This window comes from uncultured Acidovorax sp., assembly GCF_964021665.1.
Lineage (GTDB): Bacteria > Pseudomonadota > Gammaproteobacteria > Burkholderiales > Burkholderiaceae_C > Acidovorax > Acidovorax temperans.
The window spans coordinates 19,828-45,395 of the sequence record NZ_CAXIAK010000024.1 but is presented as its reverse complement, the minus strand read 5'-3'; the positions used below and the strand labels follow the sequence as shown (position 1 = coordinate 45,395).

The 25,568-nt window shown below is 62.8% G+C and carries 25 protein-coding genes, 1 tRNA gene and 1 pseudogene; 23 read left to right on the top strand and 4 right to left on the bottom strand.

What is annotated here, in order from left to right; genetic code table 11:
* Positions 1–138: 138 nt before the first annotated feature.
* Complete coding sequence (locus tag AADJ04_RS07575) at positions 139–1,275, bottom strand: iron-containing alcohol dehydrogenase (protein ID WP_341239236.1); 1,137 nt, start codon at positions 1,273–1,275, stop codon at positions 139–141.
* An 85-nt stretch (positions 1,276–1,360) separates the two neighbouring features.
* On the opposite strand from AADJ04_RS07575, the gene AADJ04_RS07570 reads away from it, so the two are divergent.
* The 3 genes from AADJ04_RS07570 to AADJ04_RS07560 all read left to right on the top strand — a co-directional run bounded on the left by AADJ04_RS07570 (position 1,361) and on the right by AADJ04_RS07560 (position 4,107).
* Complete coding sequence (locus AADJ04_RS07570) at positions 1,361–2,230, top strand: fumarylacetoacetate hydrolase (RefSeq protein ID WP_288482695.1); 870 nt, start codon at positions 1,361–1,363, stop codon at positions 2,228–2,230.
* A gap of 86 nt (positions 2,231–2,316) precedes the next feature.
* Complete coding sequence (locus tag AADJ04_RS07565) at positions 2,317–3,243, top strand: alpha/beta hydrolase (RefSeq protein WP_341239239.1); 927 nt, start codon at positions 2,317–2,319, stop codon at positions 3,241–3,243.
* A 6-nt stretch (positions 3,244–3,249) separates the two neighbouring features.
* A complete protein-coding gene (locus tag AADJ04_RS07560) occupies positions 3,250–4,107 on the top strand; it encodes a YbgC/FadM family acyl-CoA thioesterase (protein ID WP_341239235.1) in 858 nt (285 codons plus the stop codon).
* A 46-nt stretch (positions 4,108–4,153) separates the two neighbouring features.
* Here AADJ04_RS07560 and AADJ04_RS07555 read toward each other — a convergent pair whose 3' ends face one another.
* Positions 4,154–5,068, bottom strand: a complete 915-nt coding sequence (locus tag AADJ04_RS07555; protein ID WP_341239234.1) for a folate-binding protein — start codon at positions 5,066–5,068, stop codon at positions 4,154–4,156.
* 45 nt (positions 5,069–5,113) lie between these two features.
* On the opposite strand from AADJ04_RS07555, the gene mltG reads away from it, so the two are divergent.
* The 6 genes from mltG (at position 5,114) to AADJ04_RS07525 (ending at position 9,776) form a co-directional block, all read left to right on the top strand.
* Entirely contained in the window at positions 5,114–6,103 is a 990-nt protein-coding gene (gene mltG, locus AADJ04_RS07550; protein WP_341239233.1) for an endolytic transglycosylase MltG, read from the top strand.
* A 68-nt stretch (positions 6,104–6,171) separates the two neighbouring features.
* On the top strand, positions 6,172–6,849 hold the full coding sequence (tmk, locus tag AADJ04_RS07545) for a dTMP kinase (protein ID WP_207374648.1): 678 nt from the start codon (positions 6,172–6,174) through the stop codon (positions 6,847–6,849).
* On the top strand, positions 6,846–7,877 hold the full coding sequence (locus AADJ04_RS07540; protein ID WP_341239232.1) for a DNA polymerase III subunit delta': 1,032 nt from the start codon (positions 6,846–6,848) through the stop codon (positions 7,875–7,877). Before tmk ends, AADJ04_RS07540 begins: the two co-directional genes overlap by 4 nt.
* A gap of 2 nt (positions 7,878–7,879) precedes the next feature.
* The gene (locus tag AADJ04_RS07535; protein ID WP_044394620.1) at positions 7,880–8,239 is read left to right on the top strand and encodes a PilZ domain-containing protein; all 360 of its coding nucleotides are present in this window, start codon (positions 7,880–7,882) and stop codon (positions 8,237–8,239) included.
* Between the two features lie 62 nt (positions 8,240–8,301).
* Positions 8,302–9,108 (top strand): TatD family hydrolase, encoded by an 807-nt coding sequence (locus tag AADJ04_RS07530; RefSeq protein ID WP_066783053.1) that lies wholly within the window; start codon positions 8,302–8,304, stop codon positions 9,106–9,108.
* A complete protein-coding gene (locus tag AADJ04_RS07525; protein ID WP_066697015.1) occupies positions 9,105–9,776 on the top strand; it encodes an ankyrin repeat domain-containing protein in 672 nt (223 codons plus the stop codon). The genes AADJ04_RS07530 and AADJ04_RS07525 overlap by 4 nt, the downstream gene beginning before the upstream one ends.
* A 33-nt stretch (positions 9,777–9,809) precedes the next feature.
* On the opposite strand, the gene msbA is transcribed toward AADJ04_RS07525, so the two are convergent.
* Positions 9,810–11,597 (bottom strand): lipid A export permease/ATP-binding protein MsbA, encoded by a 1,788-nt coding sequence (gene msbA / locus AADJ04_RS07520; protein ID WP_341239231.1) that lies wholly within the window; start codon positions 11,595–11,597, stop codon positions 9,810–9,812.
* Between the two features lie 292 nt (positions 11,598–11,889).
* Between msbA and tolB the strand changes: the two genes are divergently transcribed.
* The 5 genes and pseudogenes from tolB (at position 11,890) to AADJ04_RS07495 (ending at position 15,521) form a co-directional block, all read left to right on the top strand.
* A complete protein-coding gene (tolB, locus tag AADJ04_RS07515) occupies positions 11,890–13,209 on the top strand; it encodes a Tol-Pal system beta propeller repeat protein TolB (RefSeq protein ID WP_341239230.1) in 1,320 nt (439 codons plus the stop codon).
* A 45-nt stretch (positions 13,210–13,254) separates the two neighbouring features.
* Positions 13,255–13,794: a peptidoglycan-associated lipoprotein Pal gene (gene pal, locus AADJ04_RS07510; protein ID WP_207374644.1), complete on the top strand. Its 540-nt coding sequence runs from the start codon at positions 13,255–13,257 to the stop codon at positions 13,792–13,794.
* A pseudogene (ybgF, locus tag AADJ04_RS07505) lies at positions 13,794–14,576 on the top strand (tol-pal system protein YbgF). The gene pal and the pseudogene ybgF overlap by 1 nt, the downstream one beginning before the upstream one ends.
* 11 nt (positions 14,577–14,587) lie before the next feature.
* On the top strand, positions 14,588–15,397 hold the full coding sequence (locus AADJ04_RS07500; protein WP_341239238.1) for a tRNA threonylcarbamoyladenosine dehydratase: 810 nt from the start codon (positions 14,588–14,590) through the stop codon (positions 15,395–15,397).
* A gap of 48 nt (positions 15,398–15,445) precedes the next feature.
* Positions 15,446–15,521, top strand: a tRNA-Lys gene (locus tag AADJ04_RS07495).
* Positions 15,522–15,662: 141 nt separating this feature from the next.
* On the opposite strand, the gene AADJ04_RS07490 is transcribed toward AADJ04_RS07495, so the two are convergent.
* Positions 15,663–15,869, bottom strand: coding sequence for a hypothetical protein (locus AADJ04_RS07490; protein ID WP_341239229.1), 207 nt, complete (start codon positions 15,867–15,869; stop codon positions 15,663–15,665).
* Positions 15,870–16,148: 279 nt separating this feature from the next.
* Here AADJ04_RS07490 and AADJ04_RS07485 point away from each other — a divergent pair, with 279 nt between their 5' ends.
* The 9 genes from AADJ04_RS07485 (at position 16,149) to rbbA (ending at position 25,568) form a co-directional block, all read left to right on the top strand.
* Positions 16,149–16,862: a YebC/PmpR family DNA-binding transcriptional regulator gene (locus AADJ04_RS07485; RefSeq protein ID WP_044394863.1), complete on the top strand. Its 714-nt coding sequence runs from the start codon at positions 16,149–16,151 to the stop codon at positions 16,860–16,862.
* 168 nt (positions 16,863–17,030) lie between these two features.
* On the top strand, positions 17,031–17,312 hold the full coding sequence (locus AADJ04_RS07480; RefSeq protein ID WP_044394862.1) for a DnaJ domain-containing protein: 282 nt from the start codon (positions 17,031–17,033) through the stop codon (positions 17,310–17,312).
* Positions 17,309–17,884 carry a hypothetical protein gene (locus tag AADJ04_RS07475; RefSeq protein ID WP_066786090.1) on the top strand — a complete coding sequence of 192 codons (576 nt, stop codon included), beginning with the start codon at positions 17,309–17,311 and terminating at the stop codon, positions 17,882–17,884. The genes AADJ04_RS07480 and AADJ04_RS07475 overlap by 4 nt, the downstream gene beginning before the upstream one ends.
* 29 nt (positions 17,885–17,913) lie before the next feature.
* Positions 17,914–18,666: a hypothetical protein gene (locus AADJ04_RS07470; RefSeq protein ID WP_066786092.1), complete on the top strand. Its 753-nt coding sequence runs from the start codon at positions 17,914–17,916 to the stop codon at positions 18,664–18,666.
* Between the two features lie 20 nt (positions 18,667–18,686).
* Positions 18,687–19,967 (top strand): hypothetical protein, encoded by a 1,281-nt coding sequence (locus tag AADJ04_RS07465; protein WP_198845677.1) that lies wholly within the window; start codon positions 18,687–18,689, stop codon positions 19,965–19,967.
* Positions 19,968–20,353: 386 nt separating this feature from the next.
* The gene (locus AADJ04_RS07460; RefSeq protein WP_244938947.1) at positions 20,354–21,136 is read left to right on the top strand and encodes a diguanylate cyclase; all 783 of its coding nucleotides are present in this window, start codon (positions 20,354–20,356) and stop codon (positions 21,134–21,136) included.
* Positions 21,045–21,395 (top strand): GGDEF domain-containing protein, encoded by a 351-nt coding sequence (locus tag AADJ04_RS07455; protein ID WP_341239228.1) that lies wholly within the window; start codon positions 21,045–21,047, stop codon positions 21,393–21,395. The genes AADJ04_RS07460 and AADJ04_RS07455 overlap by 92 nt, the downstream gene beginning before the upstream one ends.
* Before the next feature lie 316 nt (positions 21,396–21,711).
* Positions 21,712–22,809: an HlyD family efflux transporter periplasmic adaptor subunit gene (locus tag AADJ04_RS07450; RefSeq protein ID WP_066694503.1), complete on the top strand. Its 1,098-nt coding sequence runs from the start codon at positions 21,712–21,714 to the stop codon at positions 22,807–22,809.
* Positions 22,806–25,568, top strand: coding sequence for a ribosome-associated ATPase/putative transporter RbbA (gene rbbA, locus AADJ04_RS07445; RefSeq protein WP_341239227.1), 2,763 nt, complete (start codon positions 22,806–22,808; stop codon positions 25,566–25,568). Before AADJ04_RS07450 ends, rbbA begins: the two co-directional genes overlap by 4 nt.

Here is a 25,568-nt window from a genome sequence, read left to right as displayed (position 1 = left end):
CGCCAGTGCTAGCTTTTCGTACCGTCACTTATTGCACTGAAAACGAGGAGACCCCCAGTGGCTGCAGCGGCCCGACATGGGGGTGGTGCACCGGTTGTAGGGCTGGCTTGGCGGGTTCAGCCGCCGGGCACCACGTTCTTACAAGCTCTGGTGCAGCATTTCCCGGTATTGCTCAGGCGTGGCAACGCGCGGGTTGGTCTTGTGGCAGTGGTCGGCCATGGCGCCTTTGATGACATCGTCAAACACATCGGGCGTGACACCCATGGCCGCCAAGCCCGTGGGCAGGCCCAGGCGCGCGTTCATGTCGCGAATCGCCTCGGGGATGTCGGTGGAGGACGCCAAGCCCATGGCGTGGGCCATGCGCTCCAGGCGGCGCTCTTTCTGTACCGACTCTGCTTGCGCGTTGAAACGCACCACTGCAGGCAAGAATATGGCATTGAGCGTGCCGTGGTGCAGGCGCGGGTTCACGCCGCCCAGGCTGTGGCTGAGCGAATGCACAGCCCCCAGCCCTTTCTGGAAAGCCATGGCCCCTTGCATGCTGGCGCTCATCATGTTCAGGCGCGCTTCGCGGTCGCTGCCGTTGCGGGTGGCTTTTTCGATGGCAGCCCAGCCGCGTTCCAGGCCATCCAGTGCAATGCCATCGGCCGGCGGGTTGAAGGCGGCAGACATGAAGGTTTCCATACAGTGCGCAATGGCGTCCATGCCCGTGGCGGCCGTGAGCATGGGGGGCAGACCCAGGGTGAGTTCAGGGTCGCAGATGGCGGCCTTGGGCACCAGGTTCCACGAGTGAAAGCCCAGCTTGCGGTGGTCGTCCACGATGATGATGGCGCCGCGCGCCACCTCGCTGCCCGTGCCGCTGGTGGTGGGCACGGCAATGACCGGCGCGGTGCGCTCGCTGATGCGCGGGGAGCCGCCTTCAATCGTGGCGTAGTGGGTGAGGGGGCCTTCATGGGTGGCTGCAATCGCAATGCCCTTGGCGCAATCGATGGCCGAACCGCCACCTACGGCAATCAGGCCATCGCAGCCCTGGGCCTGGTACACCGCCACGGCCGCGCGCACGGCGGCTTCGGTGGGGTTGGCCGGGGTCTGGTCGAAAACGGCCAGTGGCAGGCCGGGCAGGGCGTCCAGCGCTTTTTGCAGCACCCCGGCGGCTTTCACGCCGGGGTCGGTCACGATCAGGGGGCGGGTGATGCCGACCCGATCGCATTCCTGGCGCAGCAGTTGCACCGCGCCAAACTCGAACTGGATCTGGGTCACGTAGTTGATGAAAGCCATGGTGTGAGATGGATGTGGAGAAGAACGCCAGCGATTACGATAGCCGCCAGCCCGCAAAGGCCCACTTTATAAGGAGGAGACGCACATGCCTACGAAGCAAACCCTGATGACTGTTTTGCTGGCCGTCACTTGCGCGACAAGCGCCAGTGCCCAGTGCCTGACCGATACGCAGGTGTCTGACCTGGTCGCCAACTACGTGGCCAAAAAGCCCGCCGCCAATATCGAGGGCTTGTCAGACGCTGACGGCGCCTGCACCCGCGCCAAGGTCAACAGCCTGCTCGCGCAGCGCTTTGGCAAGGTGGTGGGCTACAAGGCCGGGCTGACCAACCCCGCAGTGCAAAAGCGCTTCAACACCGACAAGCCCGTTTGGGGCAAGCTGTACGAAGGCATGGTGCTGGCCAACGGCGCGGCGGTAGAGGCAGGCTTTGGTGCCCGCCCACTGTTCGAGGCCGACATGCTGGTGCGCGTGAAAAGCGCCCAGATCAACCAGGCCAAGACGCCCCTGCAGGTGTTGGAGTCGATTGACCAGGTCATTCCGTTCATTGAGCTGCCCGACCTGCTGGTGCAGGCGCCGCCCAAGCTCAACGGCGCTGGCGTCAGCGCCATCAATGTGGGCGCTCGTCTGGGCGTTGCCGGTGCGCCGCTGGCCGTGCCAGCCTACCGTGCAGAGCGCTACGCGTTCCTGCAGGCTCTGGCCGACATGCAGGTCAGCCTGACCGATGGCGCTGGCACCCGGCTGGGTGGCGGCAAGGGCAGCGACATTCTGGAGCACCCACTCAACGCCGTGGTGTGGCTGGCCCAGGCCCTGGCGCAAGAAGGGCTGGCAATGCAGCCGGGCGACCTGATCAGCCTGGGCTCTTTCTCGCCCCTGCTGCCACCCAAGGCCGGCCTGTCGGTCACGGCCACATTTGAAGGCCTGCCAGGGGCCGAGCCTGTGCGGGTGAGCTTCAAGTAGGCGTTGCCCCAATTTTTCGACCGCAACCCACGGAGCTTTGTGTTTTGACCGACTTGCACATCCACCACACCCGCCTGACGCCGCAAATGCGCGGCGTGCTGCAAGGCATGGCCCGCGCTGGGCACCCGCCGCTGCACACGCGCACCCCCGAAGATGCGCGCAAGGCCTACGAGGCCGGTGCCGGTGTGCTGGAAGTGCCCAAGGCGCCCCTGCCCAGGGTGAAAGACTTTCACATCCCCGCGCGCGACGGCTACCGCATGCCCGCGCGGCTCTACGCACCTGTCGAGGCGGGGGGCGCCGCGCTGCCGCTGCTGCTGTACCTGCACGGCGGCGGCTTCACCATTGGCAGCATTGCCACGCACGATGTGCTGTGCCGCGAGCTGGCGCGCCTTTCGGGGGCGATGGTGGTGTCGCTGGAATACCGGCTGGCGCCGGAGCACCGGTTTCCCACGGCCAGCAACGACGCGTGGGACGCGCTGGCCTGGCTGGCCCAGCACGCTGCCACGCTGGGCGCAGACCCCGCCCGACTGGCGGTGGGGGGCGACAGCGCTGGGGGTACCCTGGCGGCAGTCAACGCCATCCTGGCGCGCGATGCGGGCCTGCCGCTGGCTTTGCAGCTGCTGTTTTATCCAGGCTGCGCGGCGCACCAGGACACTCCCTCCCACGCCACCTACTCGCGCGGCCTGGTGCTGGAAGAGCCCGCCATCAGCTGGTTCTTTGGGCACTATGTGCAAAGCCGGGCCGAGCGGGAGGACTGGCGGTTTGCCCCCCTGCACGCGCCCGATGTCGAAGGCGTGGCCCCTGCGTGGATCGGCCTGGCCGAGTGTGACCCGCTGGTGGACGAAGGCGTGGACTACGCCGACAAATTGCGCGCCAGCGGCGTGGCGGTCGATCTGGAAATCTACCGTGGCGTGACGCATGAATTCATCAAGATGGGCCGTGCCGTGCCCGAGGCATTGAAAGCCCACGCCGACGCAGCCCGCGCGCTGCGCCAAGCCTTTGGAATGGAGTGATACCGAATGCAACGCCAGAACTTCCGTTGTATGCACCGCCTGCGCGTGCGCTGGGCCGAAGTGGACATGCAGAAAATCGTGTTCAACGCCCACTACCTCATGTACATCGACACCGCCATGTCGGAGTACTGGCGCGCGCTGGCGCTGCCCTACGAGGCCAGCATGCACATCCTGGGCGGCGAGATGTATGTGAAGAAGGCCACGGTGGAATACCACGCCTCGGCCAAGCTGGACGACACGCTGGACGTGGGCATGCGCTGCGCGCGCATTGGCAACTCATCCTGCCTGTTTGAAGCGGCCATTTTCTGTGGCGACCGCTTGCTGGTCACTGGCGAACTGGTCTATGTGTTTGCCGACCCAGCCACTCAGACATCCACCCCGGTGCCTGCGGCGCTGCGGGCGATGCTGGAGGGGTACGAGGCCGGTGCCGAGATGGTCGAAGTGCGCACAGGTGACTGGAATACGCTGGGCCGCGATGCCGCCCGCCTGCGCACGGCGGTGTTTGTGCGCGAACAGGGCATACCCGCCGATGTGGAAGCAGACGCGCTGGATGCCAGCGCGCGCCACGCGGTGCTCTACAACCGCCTGGGGCAGCCTGTGGCTACGGGCCGGCTGCTGCAACAGGCCCCGGGCGTGGGCCGCATTGGGCGCATGGCGGTAGACCGGTCCGTGCGCGGTGCCCAGTGGGGCCGTGTGCTGCTGGCTGCCTTGCTAGAGGCCGCGCGCGCCCGGGGTGACACGCAGGTGCAACTGCGCGCGGGGTGCAGCGCACAAGGGTTCTATGAGCGGGCGGGGTTCACGGTGGCGGGTGCGCCCTATGAGGAAGCCGGGCTGGCCCATGTGCTGATGACCCAGGCGCTTTGAGCGCCAAGCCTGCTGGCGCCCTTGCAGGGGTTGTGCAGGCAGACTCTTAAATATCTTCCAGCAGCGGGTACGGCAGGGCTTGCAACTGCAAGGCCACGCCACCGGCTGCGCCCACCTGCAACGGTTGTTCGGTGGCCGCGATCTGCAGCGAGACCAGCGCATCCACGCCCCCTTGCGGCGACGGCGCAGTCTGCACCACCGTGCCACAAGGCTGCTCCAGGTCGTCGGCGGCAAAGACTTCGCTGCCCACGGCCATGTCGCTGCTGGCGTGCGCTAGATAGGTACGGCGCTTGAGTGTGCCCCGGAACTGGCTGCGCGCCACCACTTCCTGGCCGGGGTAGCAGCCCTTCTTGAAGTTCACACCGCCCACCGATTCGTAGTTGAGCATTTGCGGCACAAACGCATCCACCAGCGGTGCCGTGAGCGTGGCAACACCGCTTTGCACCTCGCTCCACAGCCAGATCGATGGGTCGAGCTGCGGGCCCTGGGGTGCGGGGCTGCCCTGGGGGGCGATCCACAGCGCGCGCGGCTGGCCTGCGGCCGGGTAGAGGTGGATGATCGTGTTTTGATCAAAATCGGCCTTGGACCAAGCAGGTAAAGCGCCGCCAGCTATGGTTTTGATAGTGTCACCCGCCAGCCCGTAGAGTGCGAAGTCCGCCGTCGCATCGCTGAGCTTGGCTTTGGCGCGCAGCACAAACATCGACAGGCGCTTGAGCGTGGCGGCCAGCAAGTCCAGGCTGCAAACCAGCAGCACTTCGGTGGCGCTGCGCTTGAAGCCGATGAAGCTGGCTTGCATTCGGCCCTTGGCCGACAAAAAAGCCGCCAGCCGGGCGTGCTGCATGTCCAGCAGCGCAAAGTCCTGCGTCAACTGGCCGTGAAGGAATTTCGCGGCGTCTTCGCCTTCCACGCGAATCACGCCGAGGTGGGACAGGGGGGCAATACCGTTCAAAAGCTGCGTCATGGCTGAATTATGATGCCCCCTCCTTTTCACACAGGCAGCAGGGTTGTGCGACGTTTACTGGCATGGGTGTTTGTTTTATTGATCGCCAGCGGCGCCGCTGCCGCATGGTGGTTGCACGAGCCCCTGACCACAGGTGCCGAGCCGCTGGAGCTGGCGATTGAGCCCGGCACCACCCCGCGCGGCGTGGCCCGTGATGTGGTGGCTGCGGGTGCGCAGACCAACGCGCAGCTGCTCTACGCCTGGTTTCGCCTGTCTGGCCAAGACCGCCAGATCAAGGCGGGCAACTACGAGATTCCGGCAGGCACCACACCACGCAGTTTGCTGCGCATGCTGGTGCGCGGCGAGGAGGCCTTGCGGACCTTGACCCTGGTGGAGGGCTGGACCTTCCGGCAAGTGCGCCAGGCGCTGGCCAAGGAAGATCAGATCAAACAAGACACGGCGCAGCTGACGGCTGAGCAAATCATGGCCCAGCTGGGCCGCCCGGGTGTGCACCCGGAAGGGCGGTTTTTTCCTGACACCTATTCGTATGCCAAGGGTTCGAGCGACCTGGCGCTGCTGCGCCGTGCATTGCACGCCATGGACCGCCGGTTGGAGGCCGCGTGGGCGGCACGGGCATCAGATGTGCCGCTGAAGTCACCCGACGAAGCGCTGATTCTGGCCAGCATTGTTGAAAAAGAAACCGGCCGGGCCAGCGACCGGGCGCAAATTGCCGGGGTGTTTGCCAACCGCCTGCGGGTGGGCATGCTGCTGCAGACCGACCCCACCGTCATCTACGGCCTGGGCGAGAAGTTTGACGGCAACCTGCGCCGCCGTGACCTGCAGACCGACACGCCCTGGAACACCTACACCCGTCCCGGCTTGCCGCCCACGCCCATCGCCATGCCGGGCAAGGCGGCCCTGCTGGCCGCGGTGCAGCCAGCGTCCACCCGTGCGCTCTACTTTGTGGCCAAGGGCGATGGCTCCAGCCATTTCAGCACCAGTCTGGACGAACACAATCGGGCGGTGAATCGCTACCAGCGGGGGCAATCGCAGTAACTGGTGTGCAGGCGGTAGATGGCGGTTGATCGACTTGATGGGGCACGGCCTCAACACTGAAGGGTTCCATGTCACGTTCTGGCTTATTCATCTCGTTTGAAGGCATCGACGGTGCAGGCAAGTCCTCGCACATCGACGGCTTGGCACAAGCCTTTCGGGCCCAGGGCCGCAACGTCACGCTCAGTCGGGAGCCCGGCGGCACCCCGCTGGCCGAAAAGCTGCGCGAGCTGGTGTTGAATGACCCCATGGATGCGCTGACCGAAGCCCTGTTGATCTTCGCGGCCCGGCGCGACCATTTGTGCCAGGTGATTGAACCGGCCCTGGCGCGTGGCGATGTGGTGCTGTGCGACCGCTTCACCGATGCCACTTTTGCCTACCAAGGCGCTGGGCGCGGGTTTGATACGAATTTGCTATCGATTTTGGAGCGCATGGCGCAGACTGGTGTTGCGCCAGAGCCTGATTTGATGCGTGAACCCGATTTGACCGTGTGGTTTGATTTGACCCCTGAAGTGGCGGCCGAGCGGCTGGCCGGTGCGCGAGTGCCCGACCGGTTCGAGTCCCAGCCCGTGGAGTTCTTCCGGCGCGTAGCCCAGGGCTATGCCGACCGGGCGGCTGCCGCGCCCCAGCGCTTCGCCCGCATCGATGCCGCACAGGACCGCCACCGTGTTTGGCAGCAGCTCACCAGCGTGTTTGTGCGCAAGGGGTGGTTGTCCATCATGGTGCCCACGCCAGGAGCCGTCGCGTGAGCAATCTGCCTTCCAACAATTCCCCCGCACTGGCGCCGTGGATTGCGGCGCAGCGCACCACCTTGCTCGCGCAACGTGGCCACGCGTGGTTGCTGCAAGGCCCCTCAGGCATGGGGCAGTATGCCCTGGGCCTGGAGCTGGTGCGCGCCTGGCTGTGCGATGCACCCACCCCGCACGGAGCGTGCGGCCAGTGCGTCAGTTGCCACGCCATTGAGGTGCGCACCCATGCGGATCTGTGTGTGCTGATGCCCGAAGTGCAGATGATGGAGCTGGGCTGGCCCTTGTCGGAAAAAGCCCAGGCCGAAATCGACGACAAGAAGCGCAAACCCAGCCGCGAAATTCGCGTGGAAGCCATGCGCGATGCGGTGGAGTTTTCACAGCGCACCTCTGCCCGCGGGCGCGGCAAGGCGGTGCTGGTTTACCCCGCAGAGCAGATGAACCACGTCACGGCCAATGCGCTGCTCAAGACGCTGGAAGAGCCGCCGGGCGACGTGCGTTTTGTGCTGGCCAGCGAGGCCGCACACCAGTTGCTGCCCACCATTCGCAGCCGTTGCCTGGGCCATACCATGACGTGGCCTGCGCAGACCGACATGCTGCAGTGGCTGCAATCGCAAGGCGTTGCCGCCGATGCGGCCACCGCGTTTTTGCGTGCAGCGGGCGGTCGGCCTGATGATGCGCTGGCGGTGGCCCGTTCAGGGCGCAGCCCCCAGGCCTGGGCATCGCTGCCGCAGGCGGTGGCGCGTGGGGATGTCACTGCGCTGGGCGACTGGACGCCCGCGCAGGCCATTGAGGCCTTGCAAAAGCTCTGCCATGACTTGCTGGCCGTGGCGGTAGGAGCCGCGCCGCGCTACTTCGCTGCGGCTGATCTACCCAAGCCGCCACCCTTGGCCGCGCTCACCCGCTGGTCCAAGGCGCTGGCCAAGGAGGCACGCACGGCAGACCACCCCTTCAATGCCGGACTGATGCTGGAAGCGCTTGTCGCCCAGGCGCGAAACACCCTACACTCCAGACAACCAACGCATTCCTGACCATGAGCACTCCGTCCAATGCCCCCCGTCCCAGCGTCATGCAGCTGGCCATCAAGGAAAAGGGCGCTTTGTATGCTGCGTACATTCCCTTTTTTGTAGAAGGCGGCATTTTTGTCCCCACCCAGCGCGACTACAAGCTGGGCGACGACGTCTACGTGCTGCTGACCTTGCCAGAAGATACCCAACGCTACCCGGTGGCGGGTCGCGTGGCGTGGGTGACCCCAGCGCGTGCGGCCGGTAATCGCACCCAGGGGGTCGGCATCCAGTTTCCGAAAGACGAAAAATCCCGTCTGCTCAAGCTCAAGATCGAAGAAATCTTGGGAACTGCCCTGGGCTCGGAGCGTCCTACCCAGACCATTTGATGGCGCCGTTGCGCCCTGTGCCGACCCGCGCTGGCTGGTCGGCTTTTTTATTTTGATGCCGCATGTTTATTGACTCGCACTGTCATCTCTCATTTCCCGAACTAGTGAGCCAAATGCCAGCCATTCGCCAGGCGATGGCCGATGCCCGCGTGGACCGGGCCCTGTGTATCTGCACCACCATGGAAGAGTTTGGTGACGTGCACGCTCTGGCATTGGCCTACGACAACTTCTGGAGCACGGTGGGCGTGCACCCCGACAACGAGGGCGTGCAGGAGCCCTCTGTGGAGGACTTGCTGGCCAAAGCCGCGTTGCCCCGTGTGGTGGCGATTGGCGAAACCGGGCTGGACTATTACGGCATGGAAGACCGCAAGGGCGGGCGCAGCGTGGCTGATCTGGAGTGGCAGCGCGACCGTTTCCGCACCCATATCCGCGCGGCGCGCGCCTGCGCCAAACCGTTGATCATCCACACCCGCAGTGCGTCGGACGACACATTGGCCATCCTTCGGGAAGAAGGGGAAGATGGTGCAGGCAACATCGCGGGCGGTGTCTTCCATTGCTTCACGGAATCCATGCAGGTGGCCCGGGCTGCGCTGGACCTGGGGTACTACCTCTCGTTCTCCGGCATCATCACCTTCAAGAACGCGCAGGACTTGCGTGACGTGGTGGCATTCACTCCGCTGGACCGAATCTTGATCGAGACCGACAGCCCCTATCTGGCGCCGGTGCCGTACCGAGGGAAAACCAACAATCCTTCCTTTGTGCCTTATGTCGCCCAGCAGGTGGCGCAGTGCAAAGGCATTGCGGTGGAAGAGGTGGGACACGCCACCAGCCGCAACTTTGAAACACTGTTCAAAGGGGTGACGCCATGATCCATCGTCGCAACGTGCTGTTGGCCGCGGGGGCCGCAGTAGCCAGCCCTCTGGCTTGGGCAGGCTCGTACGAAGATTTTTTCACGGCCATTTTGCGCGACGACCCTGCCACCATCACTGCCTTGCTGCGCCGGGGCTTCGATCCCAACACACGCGATGCCAAAGGGCAGGTGGGTTTGGTCATTGCCTTGAAACAAGAGTCCGACAAAGCATTCGACGCTTTGCTGGCCGCGCGCAACACGCAGGTGGAAGCGCGCAACGCGCAGGACGAAAGCCCGCTGATGATGGCGGCCATCAAGGGCAATGTGGAGGCGGTACGCAAGCTGATCGCTCGCGATGCAGATGTCAACAAGACCGGCTGGGCGCCGCTGCACTACGCTGCTTCTGGTGGCACTGAGCAGCATTTGCGTATAGCGGCGCTGTTGCTGGAGAACCATGCCTATATCGACGCTGCTTCTCCCAATGGCACCACGCCTTTGATGATGGCCGCGCAGTATGGCTCCGCAGAGATGGTGAAGTTATTGCTGGATGAAGGGGCGGACCCCACTCTGAAAAACCAGCTGGGTTTGACTGCTGTGAATTTTGCGCAGCGGGTCAGCCGCAGCGAATTGGCTGCGCAGCTTTCGGCAGCGATTCGCAAGCGCCAGCCCAACGCCGGCTCCTGGTGATTGACGGCTACTGGTGCGCGTAGCGGCGCGCCATCAAAGCTCTGCGGGCGTGGCCGTACGGCTCTGCAAGCGGGCGTAGAGGCCGCCCGAAGCCATCAGTTGCGCGTGGGTGCCTTGCTCCACGATGGCCCCGCGCTCCATGACGACCACGCGATCGGCATGCTCAATGGTCGAGAGGCGGTGGGCAATTACCAGCGTGGTTCTTCCTTGCATCAGCCGCTGCAAGGCGTCTTGAACCAGGCGCTCGGATTCGGTGTCGAGCGCTGATGTCGCTTCGTCCAGTATCAGGATGGGAGCGTTTTTATACAGCGCACGGGCAATGGCCAAACGTTGCCGTTGCCCCCCAGACAGTTGTGCTGCATTGTGGCCTGCCACGGTATGAATGCCCTGCGGTAGCGCCGCAATGTGCTCTGCCAGATTGGCTGCCGCCAGACATTCGTGCACCCGCTTTTCATCCATGGCGCTGCCCAGCGCCACATTGGCCGCGATGGTGTCGTTGAACATCACCACGTCCTGGCTCACCATGGCAAATTGGCTGCGCAGGGAGGCCAGGTTCCAGGTGCTCAGCTCATGCCCGTCGAGCGTGATCTGGCCCTGACTGCTGTTGACGAAACGTGGCAGCAGGTTGACCAACGTTGTCTTGCCCGCGCCCGAGGGGCCCACCAGCGCCACGATCTCGCCCGGTGCCACACGCAGGCTGACGTTGTTGAGCGCTGGCGCCTGTTCTGCGCCGAAAGAGACGCTGACCTGGTTCAGCACAATCTCTCCCCGCACCCGGTCGGCAGTGTGCGTGCCTTCTGACTCTGCCCCGGTGTCACCCAGTAGCGATAAACCTCGTTCCAGCGCAGCAACGCCACGCGTGATGGGGTTGGCCACATCCGCCAGCCGGCGGATGGGGGCAATCAGCATCAACATCGCGGTGATGAACGAGACAAACCCGCCGACCGTGACGTCTTTGGAGTCCACCACCCCACGGCTTTGCCACAGGGCGATGCAGATCACCGCCGACAAGGCTGCGGCTGCCAACAATTGGGTCAGCGGCGTCATGGCAGCTGAGGCGATGGTGGATTTGATCGCCAGGCGTCGCAGGCTCTGGCTCAGCGCGCCGAAACGGCTTGCCTGGCTTTGCTGGGCACCGTGCAGGCGCACCATGCGGTGGGCCAGTACGTTTTCTTCCACCACGTAGGCGAGTTCATCGGTGGCTTGCTGGCTGAATTTGGTGAGCTTGTACAGACGGTGTGACAAGGTTTTCATGATCCAGGCCACGCCCGGCACTACCACGGCCACGATCAGCGTCAGTTGCCAGTTCAGGTACAGCAGGTATCCCAGCAGGGCAATCAATGTGAAGCCATCCCGAGAGAGGCCCAGAAGCGCTTGCACCAGCAGGTTGGATCCGTTCTGCACCTCGTACACCACCGTGTTCGAAAGCGCACTGGCCGATTGGCGGCCAAACAGGCCCATTTCTGCTGCCAGCACACGCTCAAACAAAGCCTTGCGCAATAGCAGCATGCCCTCGTTGGCAATCTTGGCCAGCGCGTATTGGCCTATGAATTGAGCCAGGCCTCTGATGAGAAAGACCCCCATGATGGCCAGAGGAACCGTCCACAGCTGCAGGGTGCCTTGGGTGAATCCCTTGTCCAGCAACGGCTGCAAGAGGGCAGGAATCATGGGCTCGGTCACAGCGCCGACCAAGGTCGCGGCAATCGCCAAGCCCCATGCAAGCCGCTGGTGCCCGAAGTAGACCGCCAGCCGTGCCAGTCTGGTCATCAAGGGAAGGCTGGAGGTGGCGCGCTGCTCGCCTTGCGATTCATTTGCTTGCATGTGACGCGGATTCTACGGTTGCGGCATTGCACTTCGGGTTGAAGTGGGCGGGGCAGAGCAACAACTGCGTGCGCCAAAGTTGCATGCACGCTTGGACTACGCGTTGTTGGCAGGTTCTCTGGCCCCGTTCACGCCGGAAGACGCGTGGAATCCATGGGTGCCTGAAAGTCGCAAAAAATGCCTTTCCCTGTGAGGGATGCCGAACAGTTTGTCACAGGGGGGGCTTTCCAGTGTGTAACATTGAAGGTTGTCTTCCGCCAGACTGCGATAGTTCGGCTATTTCTGAACGCCAATGACCATCGAACACCACTCACACCAAATTCTCGCTGCGGCCAAGCCGCTCCATCACCGCCGAAATGTGCTGGCTGCCTTGGCCGCGACCTCGGTAGCGCCGGCCATGGCGCAGTTTCGTGTCGAAGTCACCGGCGTGGGCTTGACGCAATTGCCGATTGCCATCGCTCCGTTTCGTGGCGATGCCCAGGCTCCCCAGAAGATTGCTGCAATTGTTCAGGCGGACTTGGAGCGCAGTGGTCAGTTTCGCTCCATCGATGCTTCGGGCGCTGCAATGGACGAATCGTCGCGCCCCGACGTGGCAATGTGGCGGCAAAAAAGCGCCGATTCTCTGGCTACCGGCAGTATCACCCGGATGGCCGATGGGCGGTATGACGTGCGCTTCAGGCTCTGGGACGTGGTTCGGGGTCAGGATTTGGGTGGGCAGAGCTTTGTCGTGACCCAAGGCGATTTGCGTCTGGTGGCGCACCGTATCGCCGACTTCATTTACGAAAAGCTCACGGGCGAGCGAGGTGTGTTTTCCACGCGCATCACTTACGTGACCAAGACCGGTTCTCGCTACAGCCTCTGGGTGGCGGATGCGGATGGTGAGAACGCCCAGTCCGCGCTGTCCAGCCCCGAGCCCATCATCTCGCCTGCGTGGTCTCCGAGCGGTGGGCAGATCGCTTACGTGTCTTTCGAATCACGCAAGCCCGTGGTGTATGTGCACGACGTGGCCACGGGGCGTCGCCGTTTGATTGCGAATTTCCGCGGCTCCAACAGTGCTCCTGCCTGGGCTCCAGATGGCCGCACTTTGGCGGTCACCCTCAGCCGTGACGGCGGCTCGCAGCTCTACACCATTGACGCCAATGGAGGAGAGCCGCGTCGTCTTATGCAGAGTTCTGGTATCGACACGGAGCCGGTGTTTTCGAGCGATGGTCGCACGATTTACTTCGTGAGCGATCGTGGTGGCGCGCCCCAGATTTATCGTGTTCCCGTTGGCGGCGGTAGTGCTGAGCGAGTGACCTTCTCTGGAAACTACAACATCTCCCCCAGCATCAGCCCTGATGGCAAGTGGCTTGCCTTCATCTCTCGGGTGGGTGGGGCCTTCAAGCTGCACGTCATGGATCTCGCTTCCGGCGCAGTCAATGCCATTACAGACACGACAGCGGATGAGAGTCCAAGCTTTGCACCCAACAGCCGACTGCTGGTGTACGCGACTCAGCAGCAGGGGCGTGAGGCTCTGATGACAACAACGCTGGACGGAAAAATCAAGGCACGCTTGGCAGGACAAGCAGGGGACATTCGAGAGCCTGACTGGGGCTCGTTCCAAAAACAATGAACTTTTGACTCTTTTTAGCAATCCGTAATTTCTGGAGATTTTTTGATGATCAAACACGCAACCCTCGCCCTTTCCCTCGTCGCACTTCTTGCCGCAGGCTGCAGCTCTGGCGTCAAGCTCGACGATGTGCCCGTTGAAGACAAAACAGGCTCTACTTCTACCACTGGTAACGGTGCCAACTCCGGTAGCACCAGCCAAAGCGGCGTGGCTGGGGTAGATCTGGGACAGTCGGCTCGCGATGCTGCCGGCCCGGTGGGTGTGAGCCGTATCGTGTACTTTGACTATGACAGCTACGTCATCAAGCCAGAATTCCAATCTTTGATTGAGGCACATGCCCGTTTCATCAAAGCTGGCGGTAACCGCAAGCTAATGGTGGAAGGCCACACCGACGAGCGCGGTGGCCGCGAATACAACCTGGCTCTGGGCCAAAAGCGCGCTGAAGCCGTTCGTCGCGCCCTGGCATTGCTGGGGGTGTCGGATGCACAGGTGGAGGCTGTGAGCTTTGGCAAGGAAAAGCCTGCTGCCCAAGGTGGCACGGAAGAAGTGCACGCGAAAAATCGCCGTGCTGAACTGTCGTACCGCTAATGCACACCGGTGTGATCGCCAAACCCGTGAAATCCCTGCTGGCCCTTGTGCTGGCGGGGCTTTTTGCTTCGGCCAGCAACGCCGCCATTTTTTTTTTTTTTTAAGCACGTCGTGCCATCCTTGAGCTTCGCCAGCGTGTGGATTCCATGCAGGCTGCCCAGCAAAAGGCAGCGGACGAGCACCGCCAAGACACCGAGCAACTTCGCCGCATCCTGCTGGATTTGCAAAACCAGATTGAGGTGCTGCGGGTGGAGCAGGCGAAATTGCGCGGCCAAAATGAGCAGCTCATCAGGGACGTCGCGGACCTGCAGCGCCGTCAAAAAGACATCGCCCAAGGGGTGGATGAAAGGCTGAGCAAGTTCGAGCCGGTCAAGGTGACGCTGGACGGACAGGAGTTCCAGGCTGACCCTGCTGAAAAGCGTGATTTCGAAGCCGCCCTGGCGGTCTTCCGTTCTGGCAAGTTTGCCGAGGCCAACACGGCTTTCGCATCCTTCGTGCGTCAATACCCCCGAAGCGGTTATGGCCCATCTGCCCGTTTTTGGTTGGGTAATGCACAGTATGCGCAGCGCGAGTACAAAGAAGCGATTGGCAATTTCAAGCAGTTGCTTTCGGATGCGCCTTCGCACGCACGCGCACCCGAGGCGGCTCTCTCGATCGCCAATTGCCAGTTGGAACTCAAAGACAACCGTGCAGCCCGAAAAACGCTGGAAGATTTGGTGCGCGTTTACCCACAATCTGAAGCCGCTGCCGCTGCCAAAGAACGACTTGCGCGCTTGAAGTGACATCCAATTCTTTGTCTGCGTTAAATACCGCTGAAGCCACGCAGCTGCCGGACGAGGTGACTCAGCGCCGATTCGGCGGTCTGGAGCGGCTGTACGGAGTGGGCGGGGCTCAGCGCATCCGTGATGCTCATGTCGTTGTCGTGGGTGTGGGCGGGGTCGGTTCCTGGACGGCCGAGGCCTTGGCCCGCAGTGGTGTCGGCCAACTGACCTTGGTGGACTTGGACCATGTGGCTGAGTCCAACATCAACCGCCAAATCCATGCGGTCTCTACCACGGTGGGTCAGGCCAAGGTGCTTGCCATGCGTGACCGGGTCGCGCTGATCAATCCAGGTTGCGTGGTTCATTGCATCGAAGACTTTGTCGAGCCTGAGAACTGGCCGGAGCTGCTCGGCGGCGTGAAAGTGTCTGCAGTGGTAGACGCCTGCGATCAAGTGCGAGCGAAGACTGCCATGGCTGCTTGGGCCCTTGCCAACAAGCAGTTGTTGATTTCGGTAGGTGCCGCAGGCGGCAAGCGCCAGGCCCACAAGGTGGACATCGATGACCTGTCTGCCACGACGCATGACCCTCTGTTGGCGCAGCTTCGTTACCGCCTCAGAAAACACCACCGTGCTGCACGAGACGGTAAAAAAATCGGTGTCTCCTGCGTTTTTAGCCGTGAGTCCGTGGCGCCGCCCGATGCTTCATGCGCGGTGGAAAGTGGGGGTGACGGATCGCTCAACTGCCATGGCTATGGATCGGTGGTTGCGGTGACGGCGACTTTTGGCCAATGTGCGGCCGGCTGGGTGCTCGACAAAATTGCCGGGGTTTCTTCTTGGTCCTGAAATTCAGGCTATAATTTGAGACTCTACAGAAATGTAAAGAGACAGGTTGGGACGTTAGCTCAGTTGGTAGAGCAGCGGACTTTTAATCCGTTGGTCACAAGTTCGAATCTTGTACGTCCTACCACCCAATTTGGCCAATCGCCTTCGAACCCGCTGCTTGTAAAAGCAGTGGGTTTTGTTTTTTTGCTCTCGTGAATTATCTAGCAGGGTAGCCGCCCATGGTTGCAACAGGCGGCCACCCGAGACTCATGCTCCAGCAGTCTCGTTATTTTTTGACACTGGCGCGTTTGGACTGGGGCTTTGCAGTTCGCTTGTGACTTGTTGGTTTCGCCTTGCTGCGGCTGGCGGTGTGGGATGGCTTCACTTGTGAGCTTTTTTGTACAGCGTGTACTTTCGGGCTGTGGTGAAGCCCCTTGGCCATGAGGGCTGGAGACAGTGCGAGAGCGAGGGCAAGAATGAGAATTTTTTTCATGTTGTGATTACTCTTGGGTGCCGAGATTGGCGCAGCGATGTTGCGTGAACTCGTGCTTCATGACAATCAATCACAGGGTATTTCCTCCCCCTGGATATTGCTTACATAGAGCCTGCTTCGGAGCAGCAAAGTAGCCCTCGCGGGGCGGCTCGTCAAATCAACGAAAATATGCGGTCGCCGGTGTCTGTCTTCCCTCAGGGTGCAAGACACCTGCACAACACATATCAATGACAAAACAGGGCGCCTGAGCGCACTACAACACAAAGAAAGAGAAGCACCATGGGCGCGCAGTGGAAAGCAAAGGGCAAGGCACTGGTGGCTGATGCCAAAGGCAAGCTGTTTGGCAAGCTGGTCAAGGAAATCACTGTAGCTGCGCGTGGTGGGGCAGACCCTGCTACCAATTCTCGCTTGCGCTTGGTGGTCGAGCAGGCCCGCAAGGCTTCCATGCCCAAAGACACGCTGGAGCGCGCCATCAAGAAGGGTTCGGGTACAGGCGCTGATGCGGTGAACTACGAGCGCGTGATTTACGAAGGGTTCGCTCCGCATCAAGTGGCTGTGATGGTGGAGTGCCTGACCGACAACGTGAATCGCACCGCGCCTGAAATGCGGGTGCTGTTTCGCAAAGGGCAGTTGGGCACCTCGGGTTCCGTGGCGTGGGATTTCAACCATGTGGGCATGATTGAAGCTGAGCCCGCTCGTCCTGACGCCGACCCCGAGCTTGCAGCGATTGAAGCGGGAGCCCAGGACTTTGAAGCCGGTGACGAAGAGGGCGTCACCATGTTCTGGACGGATCCCACGGATCTGGATCTGGTCAGCCGTGCACTGCCAGCCCAAGGCTTCACCGTGTTGTCTGCCAAGCTGGGCTACAAGCCCAAGAACCCTGTCAATCCAGCGAATCTCACGGCAGAGCAGCTGGAAGAGGTGGAGAGCTTTCTGGCTGCCATTGATGCCAATGACGACGTGCAAAACGTCTTTGTCAGCCTGGCGGGCTGATTCCAGCTTTTTCAAGCTTCCGGGTTTTCAAGAGGCTGCGCCGCGCACTTGATTTCAAGTGTGCGGCCCCCATTTTTCGCCCGGGGCAAGAGCGCCTGATGAGTGCAGTGCGCACGATTTGCCCCAGGGCCTCAAGCAACCGCCCTGGGTATTCACACAGACAGAACCATGACCGATCACTACTCTGCTTTGGGGCTGGCGGCCCATGCTTCGTTGGCAGATATCAAAAAAGCCTTTCGGCAAAAGGCCTCTTTCTATCACCCGGACAAGAACGACGCCCCGGATGCCGCTCAGCGCTTCGCTGCCGTGCAAAAGGCTTATGAGGTGCTCTCGGACGAGGCCGCTCGCCAAGCCTATGACGATAACCGCCGACGCAACCTGCTGGACGACCCTCTGCAGACCGCCCAGGAAATCTGGCAAACCTACACCCACAACATTCTTGCCCCGTGAAAATCTCTCCTTTTTTCCATGACTTGCGCTCGGCTTATCAGGCCGAGATTGATGACCTGACCCAAGACTCCGAAGGCAAGGATGTGCTGCGCAAGCGGCTGGCCCAAAAGCGTTCGGAGATCGGCTTCTTGGTCAAGATGATGGAGCTGGCCCCGGAGATGGTGGCTGTGGTCTTCCACCAAGGTTTTCGCTTCACCCGCGCTGCTCCGCTGGAACAGGCGCTGGCTGTGGGGCAAGACCATCTGCCACCGTGGGAAAGCCTGAGCACTTGCATCTCCCTGGAGCCCTGGGCAGCAGCGCTGGCCAAGACGGTGCTTGCAGAGCCAGGTGGCGACCGTTTCATGGTGATCGCTGCCGGTTTGGAGTATTTACAGCAGGCCAGGTTTGCTGGTTCGGCTGTGGGTGGCGAGGCAGATGCTGAAGGTGATGAGGACGATGTAGACGACCGCGAGCACGACGATGACTACGACGCACTGAGTGCAGACGATGTCGTGGAACCACACGACAGCCGCAGCCGCGAAGAAGCCAGCGCAAACTGGCTGGCCGACGTGGGCTTTGAGCGCAAAGACTGATCCATTCCCCAACCAATGCACCGACATCCATGAGCAATCACCTGGCCCTCATCACCAAAACTACCAGTCTCATTGCTGCAGGCGACATCGTGGGCGCCGAGTCTGCCCTGGCCGAGTTGGCAGACACCGAAGGCGATAACGCCCTGATGGTCGTGCTGGATCAGCTGGAGCCCAAAGACATCTTGGCCGTCATGCGCGAATACGACGACTCCAAGGCCTCCGTAGTGAACCTGCTGGTCACCCCCGAGCAATTCGCGCGGGCCATGGTGCTTGAAAAGCAATACAAGGACCTGACCCACACACACCTGCGCAACATGGTCAACGCCGTGGTGTTCCGCGACGATGCAGACCCGGTGGAGTTTTTGAACGCGATTGGCAACCTGGAGGGCGGGGCCGAGGCCCTGGCCAATTACTTCGCAGAGAAGTGGAGCCGACTGGAAGCCTTTGCCCGCACCGGCACGTTTGATGCCACCGAGGACTATGGCCCCACGCTGAGCGATGACGAGCTCCTGGCGTCGGGCTATGTGCAGCCCCGCGTGGAGCTCGACGAAGTGGCTGATGGCGACTGGATGCAAATGGCCTGGTTGCTGCGCTATGAATGCCGCGACCTGTTCATTGAGACCTTGCTGGTGCTGCGGGCCAAGGCGCGGGCCTTTGATCTGGGGTTGGACGACGCCGAAGAGCCTGCGGAAGAAGACGACGGCAAGTTTGAGACCAGCGAGACCGACCGCGGCAAGGCCACACCCGCGGCCCGCGTGTCTGATGAAGAATCTGCCATTTGAACGGGCCTGCGAACCAAGCCATGCCTGAAACCACCGATTCCAGCGCTGTGCCAGCGGGCAACGCACTGCAACTGCACGACGCACGCCCGTTCTTCGACAAGGTGCTGGCCCATGGCGTGCGTCGCGGCATCATCGACGCAGAGCGGCTTGCCGCCATCAATGCCGATGCGCCCAAGGGCATCGTGCAGATCGCCCGGTACTTTGGAAGCGAGTTTCTGCGCCCTGAACTCGAAAAAGCGCGGGACCGCATGGTCAACATGATCAGCCTCTACCTGCTGGAGACCACGGGTGGCGACCTCGACAAGGCCGCTGTGTCGCTGCGCGACAACTCGTTGCTGTCGCGTTCCAAAGGCGGGTCCGACATGCTCAAAAAGCTGATCGCCATGCCCGAGAGTAGCAATTTCGGCATGGCGGGTTACGACGATGCGCAGACTGCGTTGCTGGCCGTCTGGACGCTTCGCAGCCATGCGGAATACCAGGCCGAACTGGCGCGGCGCAGCCAGATGGCCCAGGCCATCACGGCGGCCCAGTGGCTGGCTGAACAGTTTGACCTGGACACGGACGAGCTGGAGTCTGCCGGGGCGGATGCAGAAGCCGTCATCCGCACCGGCCTCCTGATGCAGGCCCTGGCCCCCAGCGCGATGGCTGCTGGCGAATGGCCGCACACGGTAGGTTTCGAAAAACTGGTGACAGCACTGCGCAAGAAAAAGCAGCCAGCACCCACCGCGCTGCGTTTGCCCCCAGGCCTGCCTGCAGACATGCGCCCGGTGGTTCAGGCACAGTGTCCGGCAGTGCTGGCCGACTTGCCCAAGCTCCTGGATGCGGCTGTGCCGCTGCGCAACCTGCTGCGCCCCATGGGGGCCTTTCGCGCGCGGTACTTTCTGCTGGACGACCCCTTGGCCGAGGTCGATAGCTACCACCGCAGCCTGGATGCACTGGACGAAGCTGCAGAGCCACCGCAGCCCGCCAGCAAGCTATGGACCAAGACCACACAAGGCAACGACGATGAGCATTCGCTGCTCACGCTGTTCTTGTGCGTGGCTGCTGGGGTTCCGAAGAAGACGCTGCTCACCGAAAAAGCTGCAGCCAGCCTGGTGCGCCGCATTCGCAAGCATGGGTGGCAGCCCCCATTGGCGGCTGAGTTCATTCAGGCCCACGCGCCTGGCGTGTACCAAGACGATTACCTGGCGCTGTGGAACGGTTTTGTTCAAGAGGCGACCAGGACCTTGACCAGCGATATGGACTACCAACTGCACGACGCATTGGCGCTGTTGCGTCGGGAGTGCCACGTCGCTGGCTGACGGCGTGGTCGTGTGCTGTGCCGCGTTGTGGTCGCAGACCTGACGCTTCGGTGTCTGGTTCGCGCCACTGCGCAGGGTATAAAAATCTCTGTGCCGTGCTTTGGTATGTAGCCGGGCAGGTTAACATTTAAAAGTCATTTCGGCGGCATGTTCTGAAAAACCTGTCAGCGGTTTTTTGGTGGTGCTTGCTCGACTCCCGGCTACACGCCAGCGGTTTTTGCTACTTCGCTCGCTCCCAAACCGGCGCCTCACGCCCTCCTGCAGTGCACAGTCCCACCCTTATTGCCCTTGCCGCCATCCTCGCGGCGCTGGTCACCGCTGTGCTGCATTTGGTTTGGCGGTTCAACAAGCATATTCCTGGGCTGGGTTTTTGGGTGCTTTCATTTTTGAGCGCCTCCGTTTTTGGTGCCAGCCTGCTGGTGCGCGAGCACATGCCCTTGGTGCTCTCTGTGGTGGTGGCCCAGGCAGGCATTGCAGTGGCGGCGTATTGCTGCTTTCTGGGCGGCCGCGCCTACCTGGGGCTGCGGCTGCCACACCATGGATATGCAACGGCAGCGATTGTTGCGGTGGTGGCGTTGGCGGTTTATTTCACCGTGGGGCATCCCCATCCGGTAGCGCGCTTTGTGCTTTCGGGTTTGGTGGGTGGGGTGTACTTCCTGCTCACAGCGGTCACCTTGGCGCGGGGTGGCTTCAACAAGGTACCCGCCCGTTATATTTTTGCGGCCATGGTGGGTTTTCATGGCGCATTTCTGCTGCTCCGGCCGGCGCTGTTTGGTCTGATCAGCGCGGCGGAGGCCGGGTCCGACATGGCGCAGCGGATTTCGCAGTATGTGGCGCTGGAATCGACCGTGGCCTTGGTGATGATCGCCTTCGGGACCTTGCTGCTGACCAACGAACACGTCACCACAGAACTGCGCCATCTGGCGGAAATGGACTCGCTGACCAACGTGTTCAATCGCCGCGCCTACCTCACGCTGCTGGACAAGGCCATCAGCAACGCCCAGCGCACGCGCCAGGGGCTGCCCGTGCTGGCGCTGGACCTCGACCACTTCAAGAAAATCAACGACACCTGGGGTCATGGCGGGGGGGGACGATGTGCTGCGCCAGTTTGTGGCCCTGGCCCAGCAGTGCCTGCGCAAGGAAGACGTGATGGGCCGGCTGGGCGGTGAGGAATTCGCCATTTTTCTACCCAACGCCGATGGGCCGGGCGCCGAAGCGGTAGCCGAGCGCCTGCGTGCCTTGGTGGAAACCCAGCCTTTGCGTGCGGACCACCACGCCATTCCCGTCACGGTGAGCATTGGGGTAGCCCTGTGCACGCGCGGTGATTCCGCCGAGACAGTGCTCAAGCGTGCGGATGCGGCCATGTACCTGGCCAAGCAAAACGGGCGCAATCGTGTCGAAGTGGTGGCGTCTCCAGTGCCAATCTAGGGCGCTTGCGAACGAGGCGCCTCGCAGTGGGAGGGGCGGTGGAGTCGCCTTTCTCTTTTTGCTATTAAAAATGTAGCTATTGACGCTTTTCTATAGAGCGCTAGAGCCCATTTTGATGTGTATAGCCACTGCCTGGTGCCGCCAAGCTGTCTCTTCACTCCAGGCGCCATGAGCATTGATGCAGGTCAATTGATGCGCGCCCGGCTCCCTGGCTTGTCATCCGGATGGCGTAGCATTGACTGCTTCAAGGCTTCACCCGATGCGTGTTCTTGCGCACTGGCCCAGCGGCGTGCGGTGAAGGCCACAAGGAGGAAGCATGAACAAGAAGCTCAAGACCTTTGCTGCCGCAGTGGTGCTGCTGGCGGTACTGGCTGCAGGGCTGGTGTATTGGGCGCCCTGGAAGACCCAGGGGCCCGGCGAGGGATTTGTCAGCGGCAACGGCCGCATTGAAGCCACGGAGGTGGCCGTCGCCACCAAGCAAGCGGGCAGGGTGCTCGACATCCTCGTGGGCGAGGGCGACTTTGTGACAGCTGGCCAGCCCGTGGCCCGCATGCAGATCGACAGCCTGCAGGCCCAGCGCGACGAGGCCATGGCCCGCCTGCAGCAGGCCCAGCTGGCTGTGAGCAGTGCCCAGGTGCAGGTGGCCCAGCGCGAGAGCGATTACCAGTCGGCCCTGGCGGTGGTGGCGCAGCGCGACAGTGACCTCGACACCGCCAAGCGGCGTCTGCCGCGCTCTGAACAACTTGCGCGCGACGGTTTCTTTTCCACCCAATTGCTCGATGACGACCGTGCCAAGGTGCGCAGCCTGCAAGCCGCCCTGACAGCAGCCCAGTCGCAGGCCAAGGCCGCGCAGGCGGGCATCAGTGCCGCCCGCACCCAGGTGACCAGTGCCGAGGCCAATGTGCGCGCGCTGCAGGCCACGCTGGCCCGCATCGACGTGGAGTTGGCCGACAGTGAACTCAAGGCCCCGCGCGATGGTCGCGTGCAGTTCCGCGTGGTGCAGCCCGGCGAGGTGGTGGGCGCAGGCGCCCGCGTGCTGCAGCTGGCCGATTTGACCGATGTGTACATGACCTTCTTTTTGCCAGAAACTGTGGCAGGACGCGTTGCGCTGGGCAGCGAAGTGCGCATCGTGCTCGACGCCGCACCAAATTTCGTGATCCCTGCCAGCGTCTCGTTCGTTGCCAGCACGGCGCAGTTCACCCCCAAGACGGTGGAGACCGCCAGCGAACGGCAAAAGCTCATGTTCCGCGTGCGTGCGCAAATCCCCAAGGAGTTGCTTGTGCGCCACCGCGAACAGGTCAAGACCGGCCTGCCCGGCGTGGCGTGGCTGCGCATTGATCCGAACGCCACTTGGCCCCAGCAGCTCGCGGTGAAGGACAGCCTGCAAACCGCAGCTCCCAAGGCCGCGCAGTGACTGCTCCCGTCGTCACCCTGCGTGGCGTCAGCCAGCGCTACGGCGCCACGGTGGCGCTGGAAGACATCGATCTGCAAGTGCCTGCGGCCCGCATGGTCGGCCTGATCGGGCCAGACGGGGTGGGCAAATCGAGCCTGATGGCGCTGGTGGCCGGGGCCCGCGCCGTGCAGCAAGGGCAGGTGCTGGTGCTGGGCGGTGACATGGCCGATGGCCGCCACCGCGACGAGGTGTGCCCGCGCATTGCCTATATGCCGCAGGGCCTGGGCAAGAACCTGTACCCCACGCTGTCGGTGGAAGAAAACCTGCAGTTTTTTGGCCGCCTGTTCGGCCACGACGCAGCCGAGCGCCGCCGCCGCATTGACGACCTGACCCGCAGCACCGGGCTGTACCCATTTTTGGCGCGGCCTGCGGGCAAGCTCTCGGGCGGCATGAAGCAAAAGCTGGCCCTGTGCTGCGCGCTCATCCACGACCCGGATCTGCTCATCCTGGACGAGCCCACCACGGGCGTGGACCCGCTGGCCCGCGCCCAGTTCTGGGACTTGATCGCCCGCATCCGCGCCAGCCGCCCCGGCATGAGCGTGCTGGTCGCCACGGCCTACATGGAAGAAGCCCAGCGCTTTGACTGGCTGGTGGCCATGGACGAAGGCCGCATCCTCGCCACGGGCACGCCTGCCGAGCTGATGCAGCGCACCGGCCACGCCAGCCTGGAAGCCGCTTTTGTCGCCCTGCTGCCCGAGGCCAAACGGCGCGGTCACCAGCCGGTGGTCATCACGCCCCTGCAGGCTGACGCAGCGGCAGAGATCGCCATCGAAGCGCAGGGCCTGACCATGCAGTTTGGCGACTTTGTGGCGGTGGACCATGTGAGTTTTCGCATCCAGCGCGGCGAGATTTTTGGATTCCTTGGTAGCAACGGGTGCGGCAAGTCCACCACCATGAAGATGCTCACCGGCTTGCTGCCCGCAACCGACGGCAAGGCTTGGCTGTTTGGCCAGCCGGTGGACCCGAAAGACATGGCCACGCGCCGCCGCGTGGGCTATATGTCGCAGGCGTTCTCGCTGTACAGCGAGTTGTCGGTAGAGCAAAACCTGGTGCTGCACGCCCGGCTGTTTCATGTGCCCGAGGCCGAGGTGCCCCAGCGCGTGCAGACCATGCTGGATCGCTTTGACCTGAAGGCCGCACGCAGCACGCTGCCCATGCAGTTGCCGCTGGGCATGCGCCAGCGCCTGTCGCTGGCCGTGGCCATGGTGCACCAGCCCGAGCTGCTGATCCTGGACGAGCCCACCTCGGGCGTGGACCCGATTGCGCGCGACAACTTCTGGCGGCTGATGGTGGAGCTGGCCCGGCGCGACAAGGTCACCATCTTCATCTCCACCCACTTCATGAACGAGGCCGAGCGCTGCGACCGCATCTCGCTCATGCACGCAGGCCGGGTGCTGACCAGTGCAGCACCGGCAGACATCGTGACCCAGCGCGGTGCGGCCACGCTGGAAGAAGCCTTCATTGGCTACCTGCAAGAGGCAGCAGGCAGCCCAAGCCCGGCAGAGCAGGGGGCTGATGTGCCAACGCCAGCAGCCGCGGCAGCAACGCCCGTGTTGCACGCTACGCCCGCCCGTGCTGGCTGGGCCACCCGCTTGCGCCACAGCCTGGTGCGCATCCACAGCACGCAGTGGCGCGAGGCTCTGGAGCTGCGGCGTGACCCGGTGCGCAGCGCCCTGGCCCTGCTGGGCTCGCTGCTGCTGATGTTTGTGATGGGCTACGGCATCAGCATGGATGTGGAGAGCCTGCGCTTTGCCGTGCTGGACCGCGACCAGACGGCCACCAGCCGCGCCTATGCGCTCAACCTGTCGGGTTCGCGCTATTTTGTAGAGCGCCCACCGCTGGTCGAATACGCCGAGCTGGACCGGCGCATGCGCTCGGGCGAGCTGTCGCTGGCCATCGAGATCCCGCCTGGCTTTGGCCGGGATGTAGAGCGGGGCAAAGCCGTGCAGATTGCCGCCTGGGTGGACGGCGCCATGCCCCAGCGCGCACAGACCGTGCTGGGCTACGTGCAGGGCATGCACCAACAGTGGCTGGTCGATGCGGTGCGCAGCCGCACCGGCGTGGCCCCCACGGCCTTGCTGGAGGTAGAAACCCGCTACCGCTACAACCCCGATGTGCGCAGCCTGCCCGCCATGGTGCCTGCGGTCATCCCGCTGCTGCTGCTCATGCTGCCCGCCATGCTCACTGCCTTGGCGGTGGTGCGTGAGAAGGAAATGGGCTCCATCATCAACCTGTACGTCACGCCCACCACGCGCACCGAATTCATGCTGGGCAAGCAACTGCCCTATGTGGCGCTGGCCATGCTCAACTTTGGGCTCATGGCGCTGGCGGCCGTCACAGTGTTTGGCACGCCCATCACGGGCAGCTTTGCCACGCTGACGGGGGCGGCGCTGTTGTTCAGTCTGTGCTCCACGGGCATGGGGCTGCTGGCGTCTACCGTCACGCGCAGCCAGATTGCGGCCATGTTCTTTGCCATGGTGGGCACACTGATCCCGGCGGTGCAGTTTGCCGGGCTCATCAACCCTGTGTCGTCGCTGGTGGGCGTGGCCCGGTGGATTGGAGAGGTCTACCCCGCCAGCCACATGTTCACCATCAGCAGGGGCGTGTTCAGCAAGGCGCTGTCGCTGCACGATCTGCAGCCCGAGTTCTGGGCGCTGGGCATCTCGGCCCCGGTCATCATCGGCACCGCGATCGCGCTGCTACGCAAACAGGAGAGCTGA